General features: G+C 64.6%; 21 protein-coding genes. 8 read left to right on the forward strand and 13 right to left on the reverse strand.

Annotation, left to right across the window (positions count from 1 at the left end; genetic code table 11):
• Positions 1 to 11 precede the first annotated feature (11 nt).
• Positions 12 to 773, reverse strand: coding sequence for an RNA methyltransferase (locus LO55_RS23840; RefSeq protein ID WP_005669481.1), 762 nt, complete (start codon positions 771 to 773; stop codon positions 12 to 14).
• Between the two features lie 182 nt (positions 774 to 955).
• Between LO55_RS23840 and LO55_RS23845 the strand changes: the two genes are divergently transcribed.
• From LO55_RS23845 to LO55_RS23860, 4 genes are all read left to right on the forward strand, one after another.
• Positions 956 to 1,735, forward strand: coding sequence for an inositol monophosphatase family protein (locus tag LO55_RS23845; RefSeq protein ID WP_040777633.1), 780 nt, complete (start codon positions 956 to 958; stop codon positions 1,733 to 1,735).
• Positions 1,736 to 1,988: 253 nt separating this feature from the next.
• Positions 1,989 to 3,353 carry a DEAD/DEAH box helicase gene (locus tag LO55_RS23850; protein ID WP_071363375.1) on the forward strand — a complete coding sequence of 455 codons (1,365 nt, stop codon included), beginning with the start codon at positions 1,989 to 1,991 and terminating at the stop codon, positions 3,351 to 3,353.
• A 561-nt stretch (positions 3,354 to 3,914) separates the two neighbouring features.
• A complete protein-coding gene (locus LO55_RS23855; RefSeq protein WP_005671312.1) occupies positions 3,915 to 4,766 on the forward strand; it encodes a hypothetical protein in 852 nt (283 codons plus the stop codon).
• Between the two features lie 10 nt (positions 4,767 to 4,776).
• Positions 4,777 to 5,385, forward strand: a complete 609-nt coding sequence (locus tag LO55_RS23860) for a hypothetical protein (protein WP_071363376.1) — start codon at positions 4,777 to 4,779, stop codon at positions 5,383 to 5,385.
• A gap of 47 nt (positions 5,386 to 5,432) precedes the next feature.
• Here LO55_RS23860 and phbB read toward each other — a convergent pair whose 3' ends face one another.
• The 5 genes from phbB to LO55_RS23885 form a co-directional block, all read right to left on the reverse strand.
• Positions 5,433 to 6,197, reverse strand: coding sequence for an acetoacetyl-CoA reductase (gene phbB, locus LO55_RS23865; RefSeq protein WP_071363377.1), 765 nt, complete (start codon positions 6,195 to 6,197; stop codon positions 5,433 to 5,435).
• A gap of 158 nt (positions 6,198 to 6,355) precedes the next feature.
• Entirely contained in the window at positions 6,356 to 6,910 is a 555-nt protein-coding gene (locus LO55_RS23870; protein WP_071363378.1) for a hypothetical protein, read from the reverse strand.
• A 156-nt stretch (positions 6,911 to 7,066) separates the two neighbouring features.
• Positions 7,067 to 7,954, reverse strand: a complete 888-nt coding sequence (locus LO55_RS23875; protein ID WP_071363379.1) for a M90 family metallopeptidase — start codon at positions 7,952 to 7,954, stop codon at positions 7,067 to 7,069.
• Between the two features lie 2 nt (positions 7,955 to 7,956).
• On the reverse strand, positions 7,957 to 8,703 hold the full coding sequence (locus LO55_RS23880; protein WP_005671320.1) for a glutathione peroxidase: 747 nt from the start codon (positions 8,701 to 8,703) through the stop codon (positions 7,957 to 7,959).
• Positions 8,704 to 8,948: 245 nt separating this feature from the next.
• Positions 8,949 to 9,572 carry a winged helix-turn-helix domain-containing protein gene (locus LO55_RS23885; protein ID WP_005671321.1) on the reverse strand — a complete coding sequence of 208 codons (624 nt, stop codon included), beginning with the start codon at positions 9,570 to 9,572 and terminating at the stop codon, positions 8,949 to 8,951.
• 523 nt (positions 9,573 to 10,095) lie between these two features.
• Here LO55_RS23885 and LO55_RS23890 point away from each other — a divergent pair.
• Positions 10,096 to 11,124, forward strand: coding sequence for an OmpA family protein (locus tag LO55_RS23890; RefSeq protein ID WP_005671323.1), 1,029 nt, complete (start codon positions 10,096 to 10,098; stop codon positions 11,122 to 11,124).
• A 132-nt stretch (positions 11,125 to 11,256) separates the two neighbouring features.
• Complete coding sequence (locus LO55_RS23895) at positions 11,257 to 12,171, forward strand: YihY/virulence factor BrkB family protein (protein ID WP_005671326.1); 915 nt, start codon at positions 11,257 to 11,259, stop codon at positions 12,169 to 12,171.
• Between the two features lie 52 nt (positions 12,172 to 12,223).
• Here the strand turns inward: LO55_RS23895 and LO55_RS23900 are convergent, their stop codons facing one another.
• From LO55_RS23900 to LO55_RS23910, 3 genes are all read right to left on the reverse strand, one after another.
• Complete coding sequence (locus tag LO55_RS23900; protein WP_005671328.1) at positions 12,224 to 13,465, reverse strand: AI-2E family transporter; 1,242 nt, start codon at positions 13,463 to 13,465, stop codon at positions 12,224 to 12,226.
• Between the two features lie 44 nt (positions 13,466 to 13,509).
• Positions 13,510 to 13,824, reverse strand: a complete 315-nt coding sequence (locus LO55_RS23905; RefSeq protein ID WP_005671329.1) for a BON domain-containing protein — start codon at positions 13,822 to 13,824, stop codon at positions 13,510 to 13,512.
• 84 nt (positions 13,825 to 13,908) lie between these two features.
• Entirely contained in the window at positions 13,909 to 14,454 is a 546-nt protein-coding gene (locus LO55_RS23910; RefSeq protein WP_071363380.1) for a hypothetical protein, read from the reverse strand.
• A 283-nt stretch (positions 14,455 to 14,737) separates the two neighbouring features.
• Here LO55_RS23910 and LO55_RS23915 point away from each other — a divergent pair, with 283 nt between their 5' ends.
• Positions 14,738 to 15,202 (forward strand): outer membrane lipoprotein, encoded by a 465-nt coding sequence (locus LO55_RS23915; protein WP_005671333.1) that lies wholly within the window; start codon positions 14,738 to 14,740, stop codon positions 15,200 to 15,202.
• Between the two features lie 91 nt (positions 15,203 to 15,293).
• Positions 15,294 to 15,641 (forward strand): hypothetical protein, encoded by a 348-nt coding sequence (locus LO55_RS23920; protein ID WP_071363381.1) that lies wholly within the window; start codon positions 15,294 to 15,296, stop codon positions 15,639 to 15,641.
• 53 nt (positions 15,642 to 15,694) lie between these two features.
• Here LO55_RS23920 and LO55_RS23925 read toward each other — a convergent pair whose 3' ends face one another.
• From LO55_RS23925 to LO55_RS23940, 4 genes are all read right to left on the reverse strand, one after another.
• On the reverse strand, positions 15,695 to 16,837 hold the full coding sequence (locus LO55_RS23925; RefSeq protein ID WP_083415542.1) for a DUF3616 domain-containing protein: 1,143 nt from the start codon (positions 16,835 to 16,837) through the stop codon (positions 15,695 to 15,697).
• A 430-nt stretch (positions 16,838 to 17,267) separates the two neighbouring features.
• On the reverse strand, positions 17,268 to 17,651 hold the full coding sequence (locus LO55_RS23930) for a hypothetical protein (RefSeq protein WP_005671339.1): 384 nt from the start codon (positions 17,649 to 17,651) through the stop codon (positions 17,268 to 17,270).
• A gap of 75 nt (positions 17,652 to 17,726) precedes the next feature.
• Positions 17,727 to 18,113: a phage holin family protein gene (locus LO55_RS23935; RefSeq protein WP_005671341.1), complete on the reverse strand. Its 387-nt coding sequence runs from the start codon at positions 18,111 to 18,113 to the stop codon at positions 17,727 to 17,729.
• 15 nt (positions 18,114 to 18,128) lie between these two features.
• On the reverse strand, positions 18,129 to 18,473 hold the full coding sequence (locus LO55_RS23940; protein WP_005671343.1) for an ElaB/YgaM/YqjD family protein: 345 nt from the start codon (positions 18,471 to 18,473) through the stop codon (positions 18,129 to 18,131).
• Between the last annotated feature and the right edge of the window lie 66 nt (positions 18,474 to 18,539).

Genomic DNA, 18,539 nt, shown 5'->3' on the forward strand with positions numbered 1-18,539 from the left:
GACGATACGGCTCAGCGAGGCGGCCTAGCCTTCAGGATCGCGCTGGCGATACCGCGCAGGATGTTGACTTCTTCGGTCTCGAGGCCGGTGCGCGCGAACAGGCGCTTCAGGCGCGGCATCAGTTTCTTCGGGTTGTCGGCGTCGAGGAAGTCGATCGCCACCAGGGCCTGTTCCAGGTGCGCGTACATGCCGTCCACCTGCGTGACGCTGGCGCTCTCGCCATGAAAGCCCACGCCGCGCGCCTCGACGCCGTCGCCCACCGCGGCCAGCCGCGCTTCATAGGCCAGCACCTGGGCGGCCTGCGACAGGTTGAGCGACGAGTAATCGGGATTGGCCGGGATGTTGATCAGGACGTTGCAGCCTTCGACGATCCCGTTCGGCAGACCGACCCGCTCGTTGCCGAACACGATGGCCGGGCGCAGGTCCGGCTGGCTGCCCGCGTGGGCGGCGAAGGCGCGCGGGGCCCAGACCGGCGGCGAGAATTCACGCAGGCGGGCCGAGACGGCGGCGGCGAAGTTGCAGCCGTCCAGCGCCTGCTGGACGTCGGCGACGATGCGCGCCCGGCCCAGGACGTCGATGGCGCCGCTGGCGAAGGCCACCGCTTCCGGGTCGGTCAGCGGGTTCTCGCACTTGGGGGCGACCAGCACCAGGTCGCTGAACCCCATCGTCTTCATGGCGCGCGCCACCGAGCCGACGTTGCCGGCGCGGCTGGTCTCGACCAGGACGAAGCGAAGGCGATTGAAAAGAGAAGTGTCGGTTTGGGTCGGGTTCATTTACAATAGCGACCATCGCGCAGTGCGGACGGTTTTTTGTGATAACGGGAACAAGCCCGCGATTGTAGCCGTTTCGGCACTGCCCTGCTCTTTAATCACTCTTCAATAGCTGATCGTTCACGACGCCCCAAGGTGCGTGAGTGGGCGTTCGCGTTTTTCACGGAAAAGCCTCCATGCACCCAATGCTCAACACGGCCATCAAGGCCGCCCGCCGCGCCGCCACCGTCATCAACCGCGCGTCCTTCGATATCGATCGCATCGTCGTCTCCGAGAAGCAACACAACGATTTCGTCACCGACGTCGACCAGGCGGCGGAACAAGCGATCGTTGAGACCCTGCTCAAGGCTTATCCGACCCACGCCATCCTGGCGGAAGAAAGCGGCGCATCCGGCAACCTGAACGACGAGAGTGAATTCGTGTGGATCATCGACCCGATCGATGGCACCACCAACTTCCTGCACGGCTATCCCAACTACTGCATCTCGATCGCGCTCAAGCAGCGCGGCGTGATCACCAACGGCCTGGTCTACGACCCGGTCCGCAACGACCTGTTCACCGCGACCAAGGGCGCCGGCGCCTACCTGAACGACAAGCGCATCCGCGTGCGCGGCACCGAGCGCATCGGCCGCGCCCTGCTGTCGGCCGGCCACGGTCCCGACCCACGCGCGCTGGCCGAATACCTGCGCATGTACGAAGTGGTCGCCTCGCGCAGCCACGGCGTGCGCAGCGGCGGTTCGGCGGCGCTGGAACTGGCGAACGTCGCGGCCGGCCGCATCGACGGTTATTTCGAGAAAGGCCTCAAGGTCTGGGATATCGCGGCCGGCGCCCTGCTGGTGACCGAGGCCGGCGGCATCGTCGGCGAATTCAATGGCGAGTCCGAATACCTGAACAAGGGCGACGTGATCGCCGCCGGTCCGAAGGTTTTCGGCGCGCTGGTCCCGCTGCTTTCGCCTTTCGCGTAAAATAACGGCCGTACTAGTCGGGCCACTGGCAGGCTGCGCTTGCCAGTGGCCCGTTTGCTTTTCCAGGCGTCTTACAAAACATTACATAGTAATGGCGTAAAAACTTTCTATGGTGAAACTAATTTCACTATAATCCTTGCTGACCGCTTGCGCGGCAGCGTCCGGGCGAGCGCTTGATTGCGCGCCCGCATCAACCCGATTTCCAGGACTTGCCGCCACTGTGGCGACGGGCCGTTTTTTACTGAAAAAATCTATGTCATTCTCTTCACTTGGTCTCTCTGACGCGATCGTGCGCGCGGTGACCGAACAAGGTTATACCGCCCCGACGCCGATCCAGAGCCAGGCCATTCCCGCCGTCCTGAACGGCGGCGACCTGCTGGCCGGCGCACAGACCGGCACCGGCAAGACCGCCGGCTTCACCCTGCCGATCCTGCACCGCCTGTCGAACGACGCGGTGGGCGCCGCCCAGCGCAACAAGACCGCGCCGCGCGCCATCCGCGCCCTGGTGCTGACCCCGACCCGCGAACTCGCGGCCCAGGTCGAGGAAAGCGTGCGCCTGTACGGCAAGTACACGAACCTGAATTCGGCCGTGATCTTCGGCGGCGTCGGCATCAATCCGCAGATCAAGCTGCTCAAGCACGGCGTCGACATCCTGGTCGCCACCCCGGGCCGCCTGCTGGACCATGCGGGCCAGGGCACGGTCGACCTGTCGAAGATCGAAATCCTGATCCTGGACGAAGCCGACCGCATGCTGGACATGGGCTTCATCCACGACATTCGCAAGGTGCTGGCCCTGCTGCCGCCGAAGCGCCAGAACCTGCTGTTCTCGGCCACCTTCTCGGACGACATCAAGGCGCTTGCCGACCGCCTGCTGAACAATCCGCAATCGATCGAGGTCGCACGCCGCAACTCGACCGTGGAAGTGATCGCGCAGAAAATCCACCCGGTGGACCGCGACAAGAAGCACCCGATGCTGGCGCACCTGATCAAGTCGAACAACTGGCACCAGGTGCTGGTGTTTACGCGCACCAAGCATGGCGCCAACAAGCTGGTGGAACAGTTGGGCAAGGACGGCATCGGCGCGATGGCGATCCACGGCAACAAGAGCCAGTCGGCGCGCACCAAGGCGCTGTCGGAATTCAAGGATGGCAGCCTGCAAGTGCTGGTGGCCACCGACATCGCGGCGCGCGGCATCGACATCGACCAGCTGCCGCACGTGGTGAACTATGACCTGCCGAACGTGCCGGAAGACTATGTGCACCGTATCGGCCGTACCGGCCGTGCGGGCGCGACGGGCGAGGCGGTGTCGCTGGTCTGCGTGGACGAGCACCAGATGCTGAAGGACATCGAGAAGCTGATCAAGCAGACCCTGCCGCGCGCAGTGATCCCTGGCTTCGAGCCCGACCTGAACGCCAAGCCGCAACCGATCCAGCTGCGCAGCGGCGCCCCGGGCCACGCGAACCGCGGCGGCCGTCCTGGCGGCGGCCGTGGCCACGGTGGTGGTGGCGGCGGCAGTGGTGGCGGCAAACCGCGCACTCCCGGCACCGGCGCCCCCGCCGCCGCCGCAAAGCGCCACAGCGGTCCCCGCCCCGCCTCCGCCGTCCGCCGCGACCGCTAATCCCACCGAGGGTCAGAGTCGAATTATTGGGAAAGATTGTCACACCACCCAATTCGCCGACTTAACCCTCAACTTGTTTCATCCAAGTTATTACCCAATAATTAGGGTCAGAGTCGAATTAAGTGACAACTTTCGAATGTTGTCATTTAATTCGACTCTGACCCTCTTTAATTTATTCTCCAGAATCTATTGAATTGCCCGCTTTTCCGAAATATCGCTTCACCCCGCCAATTTTTCTCTCAGTTTTCATTAAAAGCTTATCCCCACATCATTTTCATCCTTCGCATTAATGAGGGTCAGAGTCGAATTATTGACCAATAGCCCTGATCAAATTTACTAGTGGAGAAGTGTCGGGGCAGGCATTCCATCGGTAACTTACTCAACAATGAGGGTCAGAGTTGAATTGTTTGATAACTTTAGAAGTTGTCATTTAATTCGACTCTGACCCTCATTGTGCGCGGTGATGGTGGGATTACGAGGGGGAATTGATAATTGGCAATGTGAGAAGGTGCGGGTTTGGAAGAATGGGGTTTTCGGGCTGGCGGGCGGGGAGGATGCGCGATGCTGCGTCGACTTGCGGTAGGGCTGGTGTTGGGGCTTGGCGTGCTGCTCGGCGGCTGCGCTTCGCATGGGTCGGTCAGCTTGCAGGAGGTGCGCGAATTCGCGGACGCCTCGGCCAAGCTGGGTGGATATGCGGAATTGTCGCGGCGGTATCGCGATACCTACGAGCGTGAGCAGCCCTATCTGTCGCCGCAGGCCGAACGCATCGCGCGCGAGAACGATGTGCGGCGGCGCGCCGTCTATGACGACTTCGTCGCCATCCAGAAGACGCTGGTCCTGTACATGCAAACGCTCAGCCTGCTCGCGGGCGAAGGGCGCTACGACTTGTCGGAGCGGATCGATGACCTGGGCAATGGACTGAAGGCGAATGCCGAATCCGGCTTGCAGCAACGGCATGTGGCGGCGTATACGGGGATGACCCGGTTGCTCACGCGCGTGATCGCCTCGGGTTACCAGAACCGCAGCGTCGAGACCATGGTGCGCGACGGCGATGCGGATGTGCAGGTGCTGCTCGATGCCATGATCTCGCTCACCCGCCTCTATTACAAGACCAACGAGAATGAAAAGAAGACCGTGCTCGGCATCTTCGATGTGGAGCTGCCGTTTTCGAACCGCAATACCGATCGCATGCTCGTCACCCTGGCCAAGGTGCATTACCTGAACAAGTCCACCGAGTACAAGCTGATCGACCGCCGCTATGAACTGGCGCTGCAGGGACTCACCAAGGTGGCGCTCGGCCACCAGAAGATGCGCGAGAACATGAACAGGCTGACAGGCGACGAGACGCGGCGCATGCTCGCCAACTATGCGCGCGACCTGCGCGCGATCCGCGACGGGCTGAACGGGGATTGAGGAGGACGTCATGCAGGATCCATCACACGACAAGACCGGCCCGTCGGATGCGGGCGCCGCGCACGACGGCGCGACGCCGCCCCAGGCCTCCAACGCCGCCAGCGCCCAGGCCGCCCCGCCCGCCAAGGCCAGGAACGACGCCGTCAAGACTGCCCCCGGTGCTGGCGGCGGCGGCCTGTCCAGCATGCAGCAGGTGGTCGAACTGGCCGATGGCCTGTCGACCATCGCCGACCGCCTGCACGAACGCATCCTGCGCGAAATCCGCAGCTATGACGACCGCGGCGTCCCCGCCCCGGTGCAGGACGCCATGCGCCGCTTATTGGACGATGAAATGGTGCTGCGCCAACGCGCCAACACCTTGTATGCCGACGCCGCCGCCTTCGTCATCCAGGGCCTGGACCAGCCGCAAAGCCGGCTCAATGCCCTCACCGCCGCGGCCGCCGAAAAGATCCGGCGCATCGGCGTGATCGGCGAAGTCACCGGCCTCGTCGGCGGCCTGCTGTCCCTGGCCGGCGCCGTCACCACCGGGCACCCGACGCCGATCGTGCTGGCCCTCGAGAAAATCCAGTTGCACAGCACCACCCTCGATGCGCTCACGCCGCCGACGGCCGCGGCCTGATCCGCAGCAGCCGGCCAAGGTGGCCGCCACGAGCGGCCACCCTGACTTCAATACATATGCTGCCCACCATTGATGGCAATATTGGCGCCGGTCAGATACCCCGCCAGGTCCGACGCCAGATAAGCCACCAGCCCCGCCACTTCCGCCGGCTTGCCGAGCCTGCCGACGGGAATCTGCGGCAGGATGCGCTCGCGCAGCACATCCTGCGGCACTTTCTCGACCATGGCGGTGTCCAGGTAGCCGGGTGAGACCGTGTTGACCGTGATGCCGTGGCGCGCCATTTCCAGCGCCAGTGACTTGGTGAAGCCATGCATGCCAGCCTTGGCCGCAGCGTAATTGGCCTGGCCGAAAGCACCTTGCTGGCCATTGACCGAAGAGATATTGATGATGCGTCCCCAGCGCTGCGCGATCATCGCCTCGAGCACCGGCCGGGTCATATTGAACACGCTGTCGAGATTGGTGCCCATCACCGTATGCCAGTCTTCCTGGCTCATCTTGCGCATGCTGCGGTCGCGCGTGATGCCGGCGTTGTTCACCAGGACGTCGATGCGGCCGAGGTCGCCCAGCACCCGGTGCACGACGTTCTCGCAGGCATTGCCGTTGGAGACATCGAGCTCATAGGCCCGCACCTTGACGCCGTCCGCTTCCTGGCCGGCCAGCCAGGCGTCGCGGCGCACGTTCTGCGGCGAATGGGTCGCCGCCACCAGGAAGCCATCTGCATGCAGGCGCCGACACAGCGCCGTGCCCAGCCCGCCCATCGCCCCCGTCACCAGGGCTACCCGCTTGTCATGTACTACCGTGTCTCCTGCCATGTCGTCCTCCTCTTCTCGTTGGCGCCGATGGCGCGACTGCGAGCATCCGAGTGTAGGGATATGACAACAGTAGGTTGTTGATTAGGATCAAGTGTGAATGGGGCAAAGCCCCTGTGCAACGAGCAGCACGGCAAACGCCGTGCGCCGCTCCGCAAGGTTCAGGCGATGACGTCGGGCCTGCTGCTGGGATCGAAATCGGCCCAATCGCCGCCGACGATATTGCCCTGGGCGCGCTCGATGTGGTGGGCGCCCAGCTGGCGCAGCAGGTCGACGGCGCGCGCCTGCAGCGCGGCATCGTCGAAGGCGACCGCCACCAGCATGCCCGCCGGGCGCGGCGGCACGGCGTTCTCGCCGCCCTCTTCGGGTTCGCCCCGTTCTTTCATCTTGCTGAAGCTAAACAGCGAGCCGACGTGGCCGCCCACCAGCCCGCCGACGACCGGACCCAGCGGCCCGGTGACGGGCGAGGTGGCGGCGCCCACGGCCATACCGACGGCGCCCCCGGTGGCCACGCCCTTCACTACGCCCTCGGGCGCTTCCTTGGCGCCGGGCGACTGGATGTGGTCGCCGCCGATCGGCGTCATATCGTGCTGGCCAGGCTGGGTCAGGTAGAACCCGCTGATGCGGTCGGCATCGAATCCGGCGTCGACCAGGGCGTCGCGCGCACGGTCGACCTCGTCCTGAAGCTGGAAACGTCCTGCGATGATGGTGGACATCGGCGATTCCTCCCCATTAACGTGGCAAGTAAGTGGCAAGTAAGTGGCGACCAAGCGGCAAATACAGTAGCTCAAGCGTACGCGGGCCGCGCCCGCCGATCTGTACGCGATCGCACGCTGCTCATTGCCACCGACACAGCACTCCCGCAGCCACGGCTAGCGCCACTGCCCATAGACCACCCCATAGCTCGGCGGTTCCGGCGCCGGCGGCGGCGGAGCGCTCTGCCATTGACGTGGATCGATCCGGTAATACTTGAGGAATTCCTGGTACAGGGCCGGATGCTGCGCCGCCAGCTGGTGCGGCTGCTCGAAGAAGCTCTCGGTGGCCACGGCGAAGAACTCGGCCGGATTGGTCGCGCCATAATGGTCGAGCACGCCCTGCGTGCCCCACATCGCCTCCTGGCGCAGGTTGGCATAGTCGCGCGACAGCACTTCGGACCAGCTGCGGTAGCGCTCGCTGCTACCCAGGTAGGGGGCGCCATTCGTATTGCCCGACTCGCTGTCGAGCTGGTGGGCGAATTCGTGCAGCACGACGTTGTGGCCGGCCGATTCGGCATGGCCGGCGCGCCGCACATGGTCCCAGGACAGGATCACGCGGCCATCGCCCCAGGATTCGCCCAGCAAGTCCTGGCGCTCCTCGGTCACCACGCCGGACACGTCGACCTGCTTGCGCGGCACCAGGAAGGCGCCGGGATAGACCAGGATCAGGTCCAGCGTGGGATAGATGGCGGGCTTGCCCGTATCCCCGACCCGCCCCAGCAACAGCAGGCAGGCCTGGCCCGCGATCGTCACCCGCATATCGTCGGTGACGTCCAGGCCGGCGCAGCCGACGAATTTCTTCTCGTAGAGAAATTGCTGGACCATGCGCTGCAGGCGCCGGCGCTGCCCCTCGTCCATCGCCCCATACTGGGCGAGGTTGCGCGCCAGGATGGCCGCATGCGAGGCCGGCAAGGGCCGCGCCAGCGCCTGCCGCAGGCGCCACTTCGGCCACAGCCAGGCGGCCAGCACGGCCAGGCCCAGCGCGCCGGCTGCGATGGCTTCCATGGTCAAGCCTTGCCGGCCAGCCAGGCCTGCACCTCGTCGGCGCCGCCGATCAGCTCGCCGCCGACGAAGACTTGCGGCCAGGTCATGCGGCCGGTGACGCCGCGCAGGACGATGGTGTTGATCTTCTGGTCTTCGGAGATATCGGTGTAGTGGATGTCGTTGTCGCGCAGCGCCTGCTTGGCGCGGGCGCAATGGGGGCAGCCGGGACGCGAGAACATGACGACCGGTTCCGGCACTTCGGCATCCGGCGCCAGATAGGCCAGCATCGTATCGGCGTCCGATACCTCGAACGGGTCGCCGTCACGCTCCGGCTCGATGAAGATTTTGTCGATCACGCCGTCGCGCACCAGCATCGAATAACGCCACGAACGGCGGCCGAAGCCCAGTTCGCGCTTGTCGACCAGCATGCCCATGCCTTCGGTGAAGTCGCCGTTGCCATCCGGGATGACGGTGATGTTGGCCGCGTCCTGGCCAGCCTTCCACTGGTTCATCACGAAGGCATCGTTGACCGAGACGCACAGGATGTCGTCCACGCCATGCGAACGCAGCACCGGCGCCAGTTCGTTATAGCGCGGCAAATGGGTCGAGGAACAGGTTGGCGTGAAGGCGCCCGGCAGGGAAAACACGACGACCGTGCGCCCCTTGAACAGCTCGTCGGAACTGAGGTCACGCCATTGGTCGTCGGGCCTGGCCTTGAAGACCACGTTCGGGACTGCTTTGCCTTCCAGCGATTCGGCACTCGGTAACATCGTCACTCCTATCTGGTTGATCCTGCCGGCTGAGCGGCGGCATGGCAGACAAGTGAGGATTATTGACCGGTTTTCAACACGGGAGTTGCAATAAGTTGGTCACCCGGATCGCCCTGCGCGGCAGCCCGTGTGAAAAGCGGGCGCAGAAAAAACAAAGCCGCGCATGAAGCGCGGCAAAAATGACGACAGCGATCGTCGAACCGAAGCCGTTGCGGGTCTCTACCGCAGCGGCCCCGGGCGCGCACTCAGGCGCGTTCCTTGGCGGCGGGGGCGTTCTGGCCTGGCGCCGGGCCGAACAGGGCCGCCACCAGCGGGTCGCGGGCGACCGGGCTGCGGTTTACGCGGATCGCGTAGTGGGTGTCATCGGCCAGGATGTGGAAATGGCGGCCGCTGCCGGCCATATTCTGTTCGCGCAGGCCTGGACGCTCCTTGCGTGGGGCGGCGCCTTCGCGCTTCGGCTGGCAGATGGCGGCCAGGAAGGCCTTGACGCGCTCCGGATCTGGCGAGATCTGGTACACGGCCTTGCCCAGGTAGGTGGCGGTGCCTTCGATATAGCGCGCCAGTTCGATCACGCCGGCTTCGCGCAGGTCGCGGATGTACTTGCGGGCGCCCGATGGCGAGAATTTGAGGAACCATGCGATCTCGTCGGCCAGCATTTCGTGGTTCGACAACTCGTTGATCAGCTTTTGCATGTTTTCGATGCGACGCTGGGTGGCCGAGGTCGAACGCACACGCTCGATCGGGGCCAGCGAAATCGGGGCGCGCTCGGTCGGTTGTGGTGGGACGCGCTCGATCAGCGCCGAATTGCTGGAAGTGTGCACTGCGCCGGTTTCGCCTGGGACCGCGTTGTGCTGAGTCGTTGCATGCATATCGATGAGCTCCAATATAGAGAGTGAGACTGTGTGGTCCGGGTCGCTGTGTGTCGTATGACACCCTGACAACATCTCGGTTCCGCTTAACTGGACTCAAGATTGCCTGCATCAGACACCATGGTCTGTGCGCCATCCAACATTCGACAACATTCCTGAAAGCATTTTTTGTCGCCCCCTTCCAGCGCGGACCACCACGGAAACCGCAAGCGCTCTTTTGGCATTACATGCGCGCACGTCGCGGCATGTCAGGACGTCATGTCACACCCCTAATATAAATATGTCGGCATGACAGCCGGATGACAGTGCGCGCGCGCCGCACGTACGCTCTGTACATGACAGTGTCGTTACAGTTCGTTTCATCTTGGAAATGTGGAGTTTTTACTACTGTTGTAAAATCGCACAGCCTTTCCACGTTGGGTGCGCTACCGCACCGAGCTGACGGAACTTGCACTGTTATGCTTTATCCAACATCGCTGCTGACGTATGCGTTGTCATCAACTTTAACCTACGGGAGTTACCTGTGAACAATACCAAGAAGATCGCCCTGGCTGCCGCACTGCTGTGCGCATCCGGCGCCACCCTCGCCCAAGAGATCAACCCGTCGTGGTACATCCAGCCAAGCGTCAACCACGTGAAGCCGGATGCAGACTTCGGCGTGGACGATCGCGACACCGGTGGCGGCCTGAAGTTCGGTAAGGCGGTGCACCAGAACTGGGACATCCAGATCGGCGCCAGCCAGACCCGCTTCGAGCAAGGCCAAAGCGAGTATCGTCAGACCCTGCTGGGCGTCGACGCCCTGCTGATGCTGAGCCGCGATCGCTTCCGTCCGTTCGTCCTGTTCGGCCTGGGCGCCGAGCGTGACAAGGTGAACAACCCACTGCGCAACGTCGAGAAAAACTCGCCGTACGCTACCGTCGGTATCGGTTTCCAGGCCAGCCTGACCCCGCAATGGTCGCTGCAAGCCGACCTGCGCACCGTGCGCGGCTTCCTGCGTGATGACGAAGAATTCGGCTTCAAGCGCAGCAACAACAAGATGCTGACCGTCGGCCTGAACTACGCGTTCAACCCGCCACCAGCGCCACCGGCGCCGGCTCCAGCTCCAGTGGTCGAGGCTCCGCCTCCAGCACCGGCGCCAGTCGAACCGCCACCACCACCAGCACCGCGCTTCCAGAAAGTGACCCTGGAAGCCACCAAGCTGTTCGCCTTCGACAAGGCTGAAGTGATCACCCCGGCGCCGAAGCTGGACGAGATCGCCGCTGCCCTGCAAGCCGACACCTCGGTCACCAACGTCGAAATCACCGGCTACACCGACCGCCTGGGTTCGGAATCGTACAACCAGAAGCTGTCGGAGCGCCGCGCCAACGCCGTGCGTGAATACCTGGTCGGCAAGGGCATCGACGGCAACCGCCTGCGCGCCATCGGCAAGGGCGAAGCCAACCCGCTGGTCGAGTGCAACCAGAAGAACCGCGCTCAGCTGATCGCTTGCCTGGAGCCAAACCGCCGCGTTGAAGTCGACCAGATCACGGTCGAAGTGCCAGTGCAGCAGTAATACCGTAGGCGACACCGCCCCGACGCACTCGCCTTCCCGCCCGCCGTCCCGTACGGCGGCAGGGAAAAGCGGCTGGTCGCGGCGACGCTGAATCAGGGGGCTTCGGCCCCCTTTTCATTTGGAGGATGGGATATGGCAGTTAAGAAATGGTTCCCTTACACGCACCAGATTCTGAAAGTCCTGCGCTGCGCGGTAACGGAATGGCTGGACCACCGTGCCTCCAGCAAGGGCGCAGCCTTGGCCTTCTACACCCTGTTTTCGCTGGCGCCGATCCTGGTGCTGGTGATCGCCGTCGCCGGCTTCTTCTATGGCGAGGAAGCCGCGCAAGGCCAGTTGCTGGCCGAGCTGCGCGGGCTGCTGGGGGCGCAGGGGGCGGACACGATCCAGGCCATCCTGGCCGGCGCCCAGAACAAGGAGACGGGCCGCTTCGCCACGATCGTCGCCACCGTGCTGCTGATCGTCGGCGCCACCACCGTGTTTTCCGAGCTGAAGGACAGCCTGGACGAGATCTGGGGCCTCCCGGCGCCGGCCGACGCCGGCATCTGGAACACGATCCGCACCCGCCTGCTGTCGTTCGGCATGGTCCTGGTGCTGGGTTTCCTGCTGATGGTGTCCCTGGTCGTCAGCGCCGCCACCACGGTGGCCGAGAAGTTCATCACCGGTGTGTGGCAGGAAGCCGCCATCATCATGGGCTGGATCGCCTCGGGCATCGGCTTCCTGGTCATCGCCACCCTGTTCGGCGTGATCTACAAGCTGCTGCCGCGCGTGCGGCTGTCGTGGAAGGACGTCACCATCGGTGCGCTCGGCACGGCGGCGATGTTCACGCTGGGTAAGTTCGGGATCGGGCTGTACATCGGCAACAGCGGCACCACCGACAGCTTCGGCGCCGCCGGTTCGCTGATCGCGCTGCTGCTGTGGGTGTATTACTCGGCGCAGATCTTCTTCCTGGGCGCCGAGTTCGCGCGCCAGTACGCCCTGCAGATGGGTAGCTTGCACAACAAGCCGAAGGAAGTGACGGGCGTGGAACCGAAAGCCAATACCGCGTAAAAAACCATGCCGGGCCGGCCGGCCCGGCATGCCCGCGCGGCGACTGCGGCGCTTATTCGCCCAGCAGCTCCGACACCACTTCCATCCCCTCGACCCGCTCGGCCACCACCTTCAGCACCATCACCACCGGCACACCGAGCAGCAAACCCCAGACGCCCCACAACCAGCCCCAGAACAGCAGGCTGACGAAGACCGCCGCCGGGTTCATGCGCGCGATCTTGCCGGTCATCCAGGTGGCGACGACCATGCCGACCAGGGTCGCGATCGCCATCGAGGCGCCGCCCACCAGCATCACCATGCTCAGGGTCTCGAACTGCAGGAAAGCCGCCAGCCCGGTCGCGACCGTGATGACGAGCGGGCCGAAATACGGCATCAGGTGGGCCACGCCGGCGAAGGCGGCCCAGGCGCCGGCGTTCTCGAGGCCGATCAGGCGCAGCGCGCCCCACATCAAGAGGGCGAGCAGGATATTGGTCACCAGGAGCATGAACATATAGCTCTGGATCGAGGTATTGATGTCGTCCAGGATATGGACCGTGACTTTCTTGCGTGTGAGCGAGGGGCCGGTGAGCTTGACCAGCTTGCGCTTGAAGGTGTCGCCCGCCAGCAGCAGGAAGAACACCAGGAATACCACCATGGTCGCCTGCGACATGAAGGCGGCCAGGCTCATCGAGCCGGCCAGCACCCAGTCCATCACGCGGATCGGCGAACTGGCCGCGGCGGCCGGCGGCGGATACTGGCGCCGCTGCTGCGCCAGGCGCTTGGCGTCGGCGCCGACGTTGCTCGCGGCGCGCTCGATCTCGGCCGCCGCCGCCTGCATCTGCTGCAGGGTCGAGCGCTGGCCGCTGGTATTGGTGAGGATGCGCGTGACCTTGTGGGTCAGCGTCGGCAATTCATCGAGGATGTTGAAGAATTCGCCCTGCAGCCGGTACAGGGTGCCCGCCATCGCGCCCACGATCACGGCCGTGACCAGGGTGGCGCCGATGATGCGCTTGACGTGCCAGCGCTCGAGCCAGCGCACGACGGGATTGAGGGTGTAGGCGATCAGGATGCCGAGCAGCAGCGGCACGAAGAATTTCTGCGCCCACTGGAGCGCGAACACGAAGGCGATGGTGGCAAGGATGCCGAGCGACAGCCCGCGCGCATTGACGTGCAGCGGCACGCGCATGCCGCCGATGTGCAAGGCGATGTCGTCGCCGGCCGCGCGCGTGTCCGCGCGCGCGGCGTCGGGGGCGGCTGGTTCAGGCGAAGGGTTGGATGCTGCCGGCGTGGCCGGATCGGTTGGTGCTAGCTGCATGGTATGCCTGAACGAGATGCCGGGCCGCCCCGGTTATCCGCATATTATTTCACACGGATGTCGTTCTTGACCGAAGTCACGCCTTTGACGCCACGGGCGATCTCGACCGCGCGCTGCGCGTCGCGTGGATCGGCCACGAAGCCCGACAGCTGGACGTCGCCCTTGAAGGTTTCGACGTTGACTTCGCGTGCCTTCACGTTCGGGTCATTGACCAGGGCGGCCTTGACCTTGGTGGTGATCACGGCGTCGTCGATGTACTCGCCGGTGCTGGCTTGCTGGTTGGTCGACGAGCAGCCGACGGCGGTGATGGCGACGGTGGCGACGAATGCGGCGGAGATGAGGTTCTTGGCGATTTTCATGATGGCTCCTTATTGATAGTCATGGTGGTGCAATACCCTTGCGGGCGGGTTGGGCGGCGCCGGCAATCCGGCCCGCAGGTTCTTTCATTTGCCGTAGGCCGTCCGGGTGGTGCTGATGCACCCTTCCTTGACGTCACCGGCGAAGGCATCGCACTTCTGCAGTGCGACGCGGTATTCGGCGTCGATCTTGGCGCCCTGCGCTTCGAGGCGCGCCTCGATCGCCTTGCGGTCGGCCCGGGCGTCGGCCTGGCTGGCCACCAGGGTCGCCTTGGCCTGGCGCTGGCACACGTCGCGGTCGTTGCCGACCGCGGCGCCGCAGCGCGTCTTGTCGCGCTCGTAATAGGCCGAGGCGATGCGCATGCGCGCCTGGGTATAGGCCGCCAGCGTGTTCTTGTAGGCGGCGCCCGCTTCTTCCTCGACGCGCACACGGGCGGCGCGGGCGTCGGCGACGCAGATCTCGTGCGGGATGCCGGCCATCACGTCGCAGCGCGCCTTGGCGGCGTCGTAAGCGGCTTCGGCGGCGTCCATCGCCTGTTGGTAGACGGTCTTCGCTTCCGGCTGCTGGGCGGCAGCCTGGCCAGCCCAGCCGAGAGCTGCACCGATCAGAAGGAGCGCATGCGACGTCTTCATTGTTTTTGTTCTCCATTTGTCAACATTGGAGACATCTTTACATGCCGTGCAGCGGGTTTCTGTTCGATGCCGAACACAACTAACAGACTCTTGGCGCACGCCTATAGATGGGTAGACATAGAACAAGCCAAACGCTGGAAGCGGGATTGCGCGAGCCGATCGGCCACCTCCAGCATAGTGATAGCGGCAGGCTCTACCCTCGGAACAAGGTGGGTGCGGCAACGCACAGACCCTCTCTGGTCACCTGACTATTCTGGATTCATACTTTTGTCAGGAGAACAACATGAATGCTAACCGCAAATTTATCGTCGCCCTGCTCGCGACCGGCGCGCTTCTCACTGGCTGCGCCAGCAACAGCTCCCAGCCTTACGGCTACAACAATGGATACGGCTCGGGCAGCAGCACCGCCTCTGCCGGCTATGGCGTGATCGAATCGATCCAGGTGGTCCAGGGCGAGAACCGCACCAGCGGCGCCGGCGGCGTGCTGGGCGGCGTGGTCGGCGCACTGGCCGGCAGCCAGATCGGCAGCGGCAGCGGCCGTACGGCGGCAACGGTGGCCGGCGGCCTGGCTGGCGCCGTCGTCGGCAACAACGTCGAGAAGAACCGCAATGCCGCGGGTCCGGAGATGTACCAGATCAATATGCGCATGGATAACGGCGAATACCGCGCCGTGACCCAGGACAGCGCCTACGATCTGCGCGTGGGCAACCGCGTGCGCATCGTCGACGGCCGCGTCTACCGCTACTGATCCACCGGCACGAGGCGGACGGGAGCATGCCTCCCGCCCTCCTCACGCACATCCGGCCGGCGCACCGGCCATCGAACAGCTGGAGGCAACCATGACCATTCTCACCCGCATCGCGCGTGGCGCCTGCGCCTGCGCCCTGGGCGGCGTCGCCTTCGCGGCGTCGGCCCAGGATACCTTGCAGGCCGGCACCGACGCGACCGTCAACCCGACCGTCGCCCGCCAGCAGGCGCGGGAGATCGCGCAAGGCGACCCGCAGCGCTGGTATCGCAACGATCCCCAGCAGCAGACGCTGCGCAAGGAACTCGGCGCGGCGCTGCAGGAGGCGCAGAACGCCTGCCGCAAGGCGCCGGCGGCCGAACGCAAGTCGTGCATGGACGAAGCGCGCGCCACCTGGCAGCGCGAAACCGCCCAGCTCGGCAAGCCGATGCCACGGCAATAGGGGCAATCGGCGCCTCGATGAAGCGGCCACCCCGGTGGCCGCTTTTTTTTCGCCTACTTCTTCTTGCGCCGCGGCGGCAGCGGATACACGTCCGCCACCAGGGTGCTGTCGCCGATCTGGCGGCTGGGCGACGCCGAGTCGTGCACCACCAGCAGTCCCTCTTCGCGCCCGTCCTGGCTCGAAAACAGCGAGATGCCTTCGGGGTGGTCGACGCCCTGCCCGAACGGCAGCGCCAGCACGTGTTCCAGCGTGTCCTGACCCACCACCGAGGCCTTGTCCGGCCGCGCCCCGCCCGGCCAGCGCAGCAGCGCCACGGGCCCGTCGAGATCCATCGTCGGCCCGGCCAGGATCAGGAGATCCTTGCCTTGCACACACAGGTCGCGGATGCCCAGGCCGTTCAGGTCGAGGAAATGCTTGCGGTACAGGGCGCCCTCGTCGTCGAGCGGCGCCAGCCGCAGCCAGCCCTCCTCGCCATCGTCGACCGGCGCCACCTCGACGATCGCGGCCCAGCCGCGCAGCACCGGGCCACGCAAGCCCAGCAGCACGCGCTCGCCGGCCAGGGCGATGCCCTCGATATCGAAACCGTTGTCCTTGCCCGGAATGGCCAGAAAGGGACCGAAGTGCTCGTCCTGGCGCAGCAGCCCCGTCAATTCGTTGCCGTGCTCGTCGCCGCGCAGCAGCGCCGCGGTGCGCCGCTTGCCCTTGTGCGCGGCTTCCTTCTGCAGCGTGAAGCCGCCGTCCTGCCTGACGAGGGGAATGCGCGCCAGCAGGTAGCGGTTGCCATCGGCGCTGACGCTGGCCAGGCGCTTGTGCGTGCGCCGCACGCCATCGCCCGCGTCCGGCTGCTTGCGACGCAGGCTGTGCGAGCCGGTCAGCCACAGATAGTCACCGTCGCTGGCCAGGCCCTCGATATCGGCTTCGTTGATGCGCTTGCCTTCCTCGTCATGCGGTGGCAAGGGCAGCTGCAGGAAGTCGTGCAGCGCGAACTGGTGGTGCGCGCGCGCAAAACTGGTCTTGCCGCGGCTGTCCTCGGCCGCCAGGGTCAGGCGCTCGATGGTGAGCGACTCGTCGTTGGCCACCCATAAGGTGTCACCCATGCGCAGGGCCACCGACAGGCCGTTGCGCAGCTCCTTGCCGGGGCTGAGGTCATCGCGTTCAGGATGGAATTCGAGCAGGACGATATTGGACGGATGCATGCTGCGCCTCGGGGATCGCTGTTGACCCCAGCATACCGTATGAGCCTGCTTCTGAGCGTCCACCGAGCGCAAGTCGTGCAGCCCTGGAACAGGTCCCTGCGCAGGGAAAGATGTCGAAGAAGAGGCACGCCACACGTCAACCGCCGGCCGTGGCGTGCGTTATATGCCCAGTGCGATGCCCAGTGCGACAAGCGGGAAATGATCTGCAAAGGACAAAAAAAGACGGCGTCCAATCCCCGATTGCGACGCCGCTCAAGCCCCACCATATTCTGTAGAACACGATCCGCCCTGTCGTTCTTGATGGCGGCGCGATCGCTCATGTTTCAACTGCACGTTTCAACCACACGTTTCAACCGCACGTTCCAACCGGCGTTCCGGCTGGCGGTTGCCGCAAAACTCCTCGCGGCAACGTTTCGAAGACAGCTTACCCTTATTCTGGTATTTGCTGCGCCCGTTTGCGATTGACGTACCAGCCCAGTGCGCCCAGCACCAGGGCGGCGCCCGCTGCTTGCTTGCCCAGCCGGCGCTGGCGCACGAAATTGACCACGCCCAGCGCATAGGGCAACAGCACCGACACATTGGTTCCGGTTGGCTTCAGCAAGGCATCGGCCCGGGCACGCAAGGCCCAGGTCGCGTGATCCATCGCCGAGTGCAGCATGACTTCGGGCTTGATGCCGTACTGGATGCTGGCCTTGGCGTGCGCCACGCCTGCACGGAAGAACTCGCCTTCACGCAATAGCTCCGCCTTGCGCACCGCCGGATCGAGGCTGTGCTGGTGACCGGCCAATCCTGTCGTTCCGTTTTGATTCTGCATACTTTCTCCCTTGGTGACACCGCTTGTATTCGCCGCTTGCGATCGCCCGTCGAGGCAGGCGCTCGTCAAAGCCGTTTACAACAGCATTTCGCGGTCGTTCTTGAGTTCTTTCATCGTCGCCGGGAAGGCCAGCTTGTTCTGCTTGAGCAGCGCCAGTCCCTTCGTCACCAGCACCGCCGTGATCAGGGCGAAGACCGCAAACATGATCAGCAGGATGGTCCAGCCCATCGAGTCCCACGCCAGCGCCACCACCGTCATGGCGCCGAAGGCGATGGCGAACCAGACCGCCAGCACCGCCGCTGCGAAGATGGCCAGCAGCTCGATCACGTGGTTGCGGATCTCGGACAGCTCGAGCGCCGCCAGTTCGACGCGCGAGACCGCCAGCCCGAACAGGCTCTTGAACAGGCTGGAAATGCCGCTGATGACACCAGGGTTATGTACGATCGCGTCTTGTTTATCCACGTCAGTCCCCCGGCCTTATTGCTTGCGGCTCAGCAGGACGCCGAGCAGCACACCGACGCCGGCCGCGATCGCCATCGTGCGCCACGGATTGTCCTTAACGTAGACATCGGCCGTGTGGGCCAGTTCCTTGCCTTTCTCTACGGCCTGGGTCGGCAGCAGGCTGGCGCCACCCAGGGCGCGGTCGAGCAGCTCCATGCCGCGTGCGCGCAGCTCCTCGGCCTTTTCGCCGGTCAGCGAAGCGGCCGCGGTCAGCATCGACTGGGCATCGCGCACCAGCGCCTTCATGTCGGACTGGGTGGCGTAGGTGCTGCCGCTGATCGGGTGCATGCTGCCGTTGGTATTGCGGGAAGTTTCTAGCATGTTCTACTCCTGTCACTGAAAATCATTGAAAAAACCGGACGCGAACAACCCGGCACGGGCCCGGGC

Source organism: Massilia timonae, from assembly GCF_001866515.1.
Taxonomy (GTDB): Bacteria; Pseudomonadota; Gammaproteobacteria; order Burkholderiales; family Burkholderiaceae_D; genus Telluria; species Telluria timonae.

Excerpts from the sequence above, each read along its gene's own strand:
- LO55_RS23940 (WP_005671343.1), bottom strand. The coding sequence starts at position 18,473 with ATGCTAGAAACTTCCCGCAATACCAACGGCAGCATGCACCCGATCAGC.
- LO55_RS23920 (WP_071363381.1), top strand. The coding sequence starts at position 15,294 with ATGACCATTCTCACCCGCATCGCGCGTGGCGCCTGCGCCTGCGCCCTG.
- LO55_RS23860 (WP_071363376.1), top strand. The coding sequence starts at position 4,777 with ATGCAGGATCCATCACACGACAAGACCGGCCCGTCGGATGCGGGCGCC.
- LO55_RS23885 (WP_005671321.1), bottom strand. The coding sequence starts at position 9,572 with ATGCATGCAACGACTCAGCACAACGCGGTCCCAGGCGAAACCGGCGCA.
- LO55_RS23845 (WP_040777633.1), top strand. The coding sequence starts at position 956 with ATGCTCAACACGGCCATCAAGGCCGCCCGCCGCGCCGCCACCGTCATC.
- LO55_RS23870 (WP_071363378.1), bottom strand. The coding sequence starts at position 6,910 with ATGTCCACCATCATCGCAGGACGTTTCCAGCTTCAGGACGAGGTCGAC.
- LO55_RS23925 (WP_083415542.1), bottom strand. The coding sequence starts at position 16,837 with ATGCATCCGTCCAATATCGTCCTGCTCGAATTCCATCCTGAACGCGAT.
- LO55_RS23895 (WP_005671326.1), top strand. The coding sequence starts at position 11,257 with ATGGCAGTTAAGAAATGGTTCCCTTACACGCACCAGATTCTGAAAGTC.
- LO55_RS23840 (WP_005669481.1), bottom strand. The coding sequence starts at position 773 with ATGAACCCGACCCAAACCGACACTTCTCTTTTCAATCGCCTTCGCTTC.
- LO55_RS23850 (WP_071363375.1), top strand. The coding sequence starts at position 1,989 with ATGTCATTCTCTTCACTTGGTCTCTCTGACGCGATCGTGCGCGCGGTG.
- phbB (WP_071363377.1), bottom strand. The coding sequence starts at position 6,197 with ATGGCAGGAGACACGGTAGTACATGACAAGCGGGTAGCCCTGGTGACG.
- LO55_RS23900 (WP_005671328.1), bottom strand. The coding sequence starts at position 13,465 with ATGCAGCTAGCACCAACCGATCCGGCCACGCCGGCAGCATCCAACCCT.
- LO55_RS23915 (WP_005671333.1), top strand. The coding sequence starts at position 14,738 with ATGAATGCTAACCGCAAATTTATCGTCGCCCTGCTCGCGACCGGCGCG.
- LO55_RS23875 (WP_071363379.1), bottom strand. The coding sequence starts at position 7,954 with ATGGAAGCCATCGCAGCCGGCGCGCTGGGCCTGGCCGTGCTGGCCGCC.
- LO55_RS23910 (WP_071363380.1), bottom strand. The coding sequence starts at position 14,454 with ATGAAGACGTCGCATGCGCTCCTTCTGATCGGTGCAGCTCTCGGCTGG.
- LO55_RS23930 (WP_005671339.1), bottom strand. The coding sequence starts at position 17,651 with ATGCAGAATCAAAACGGAACGACAGGATTGGCCGGTCACCAGCACAGC.
- LO55_RS23855 (WP_005671312.1), top strand. The coding sequence starts at position 3,915 with ATGCTGCGTCGACTTGCGGTAGGGCTGGTGTTGGGGCTTGGCGTGCTG.
- LO55_RS23880 (WP_005671320.1), bottom strand. The coding sequence starts at position 8,703 with ATGTTACCGAGTGCCGAATCGCTGGAAGGCAAAGCAGTCCCGAACGTG.
- LO55_RS23905 (WP_005671329.1), bottom strand. The coding sequence starts at position 13,824 with ATGAAAATCGCCAAGAACCTCATCTCCGCCGCATTCGTCGCCACCGTC.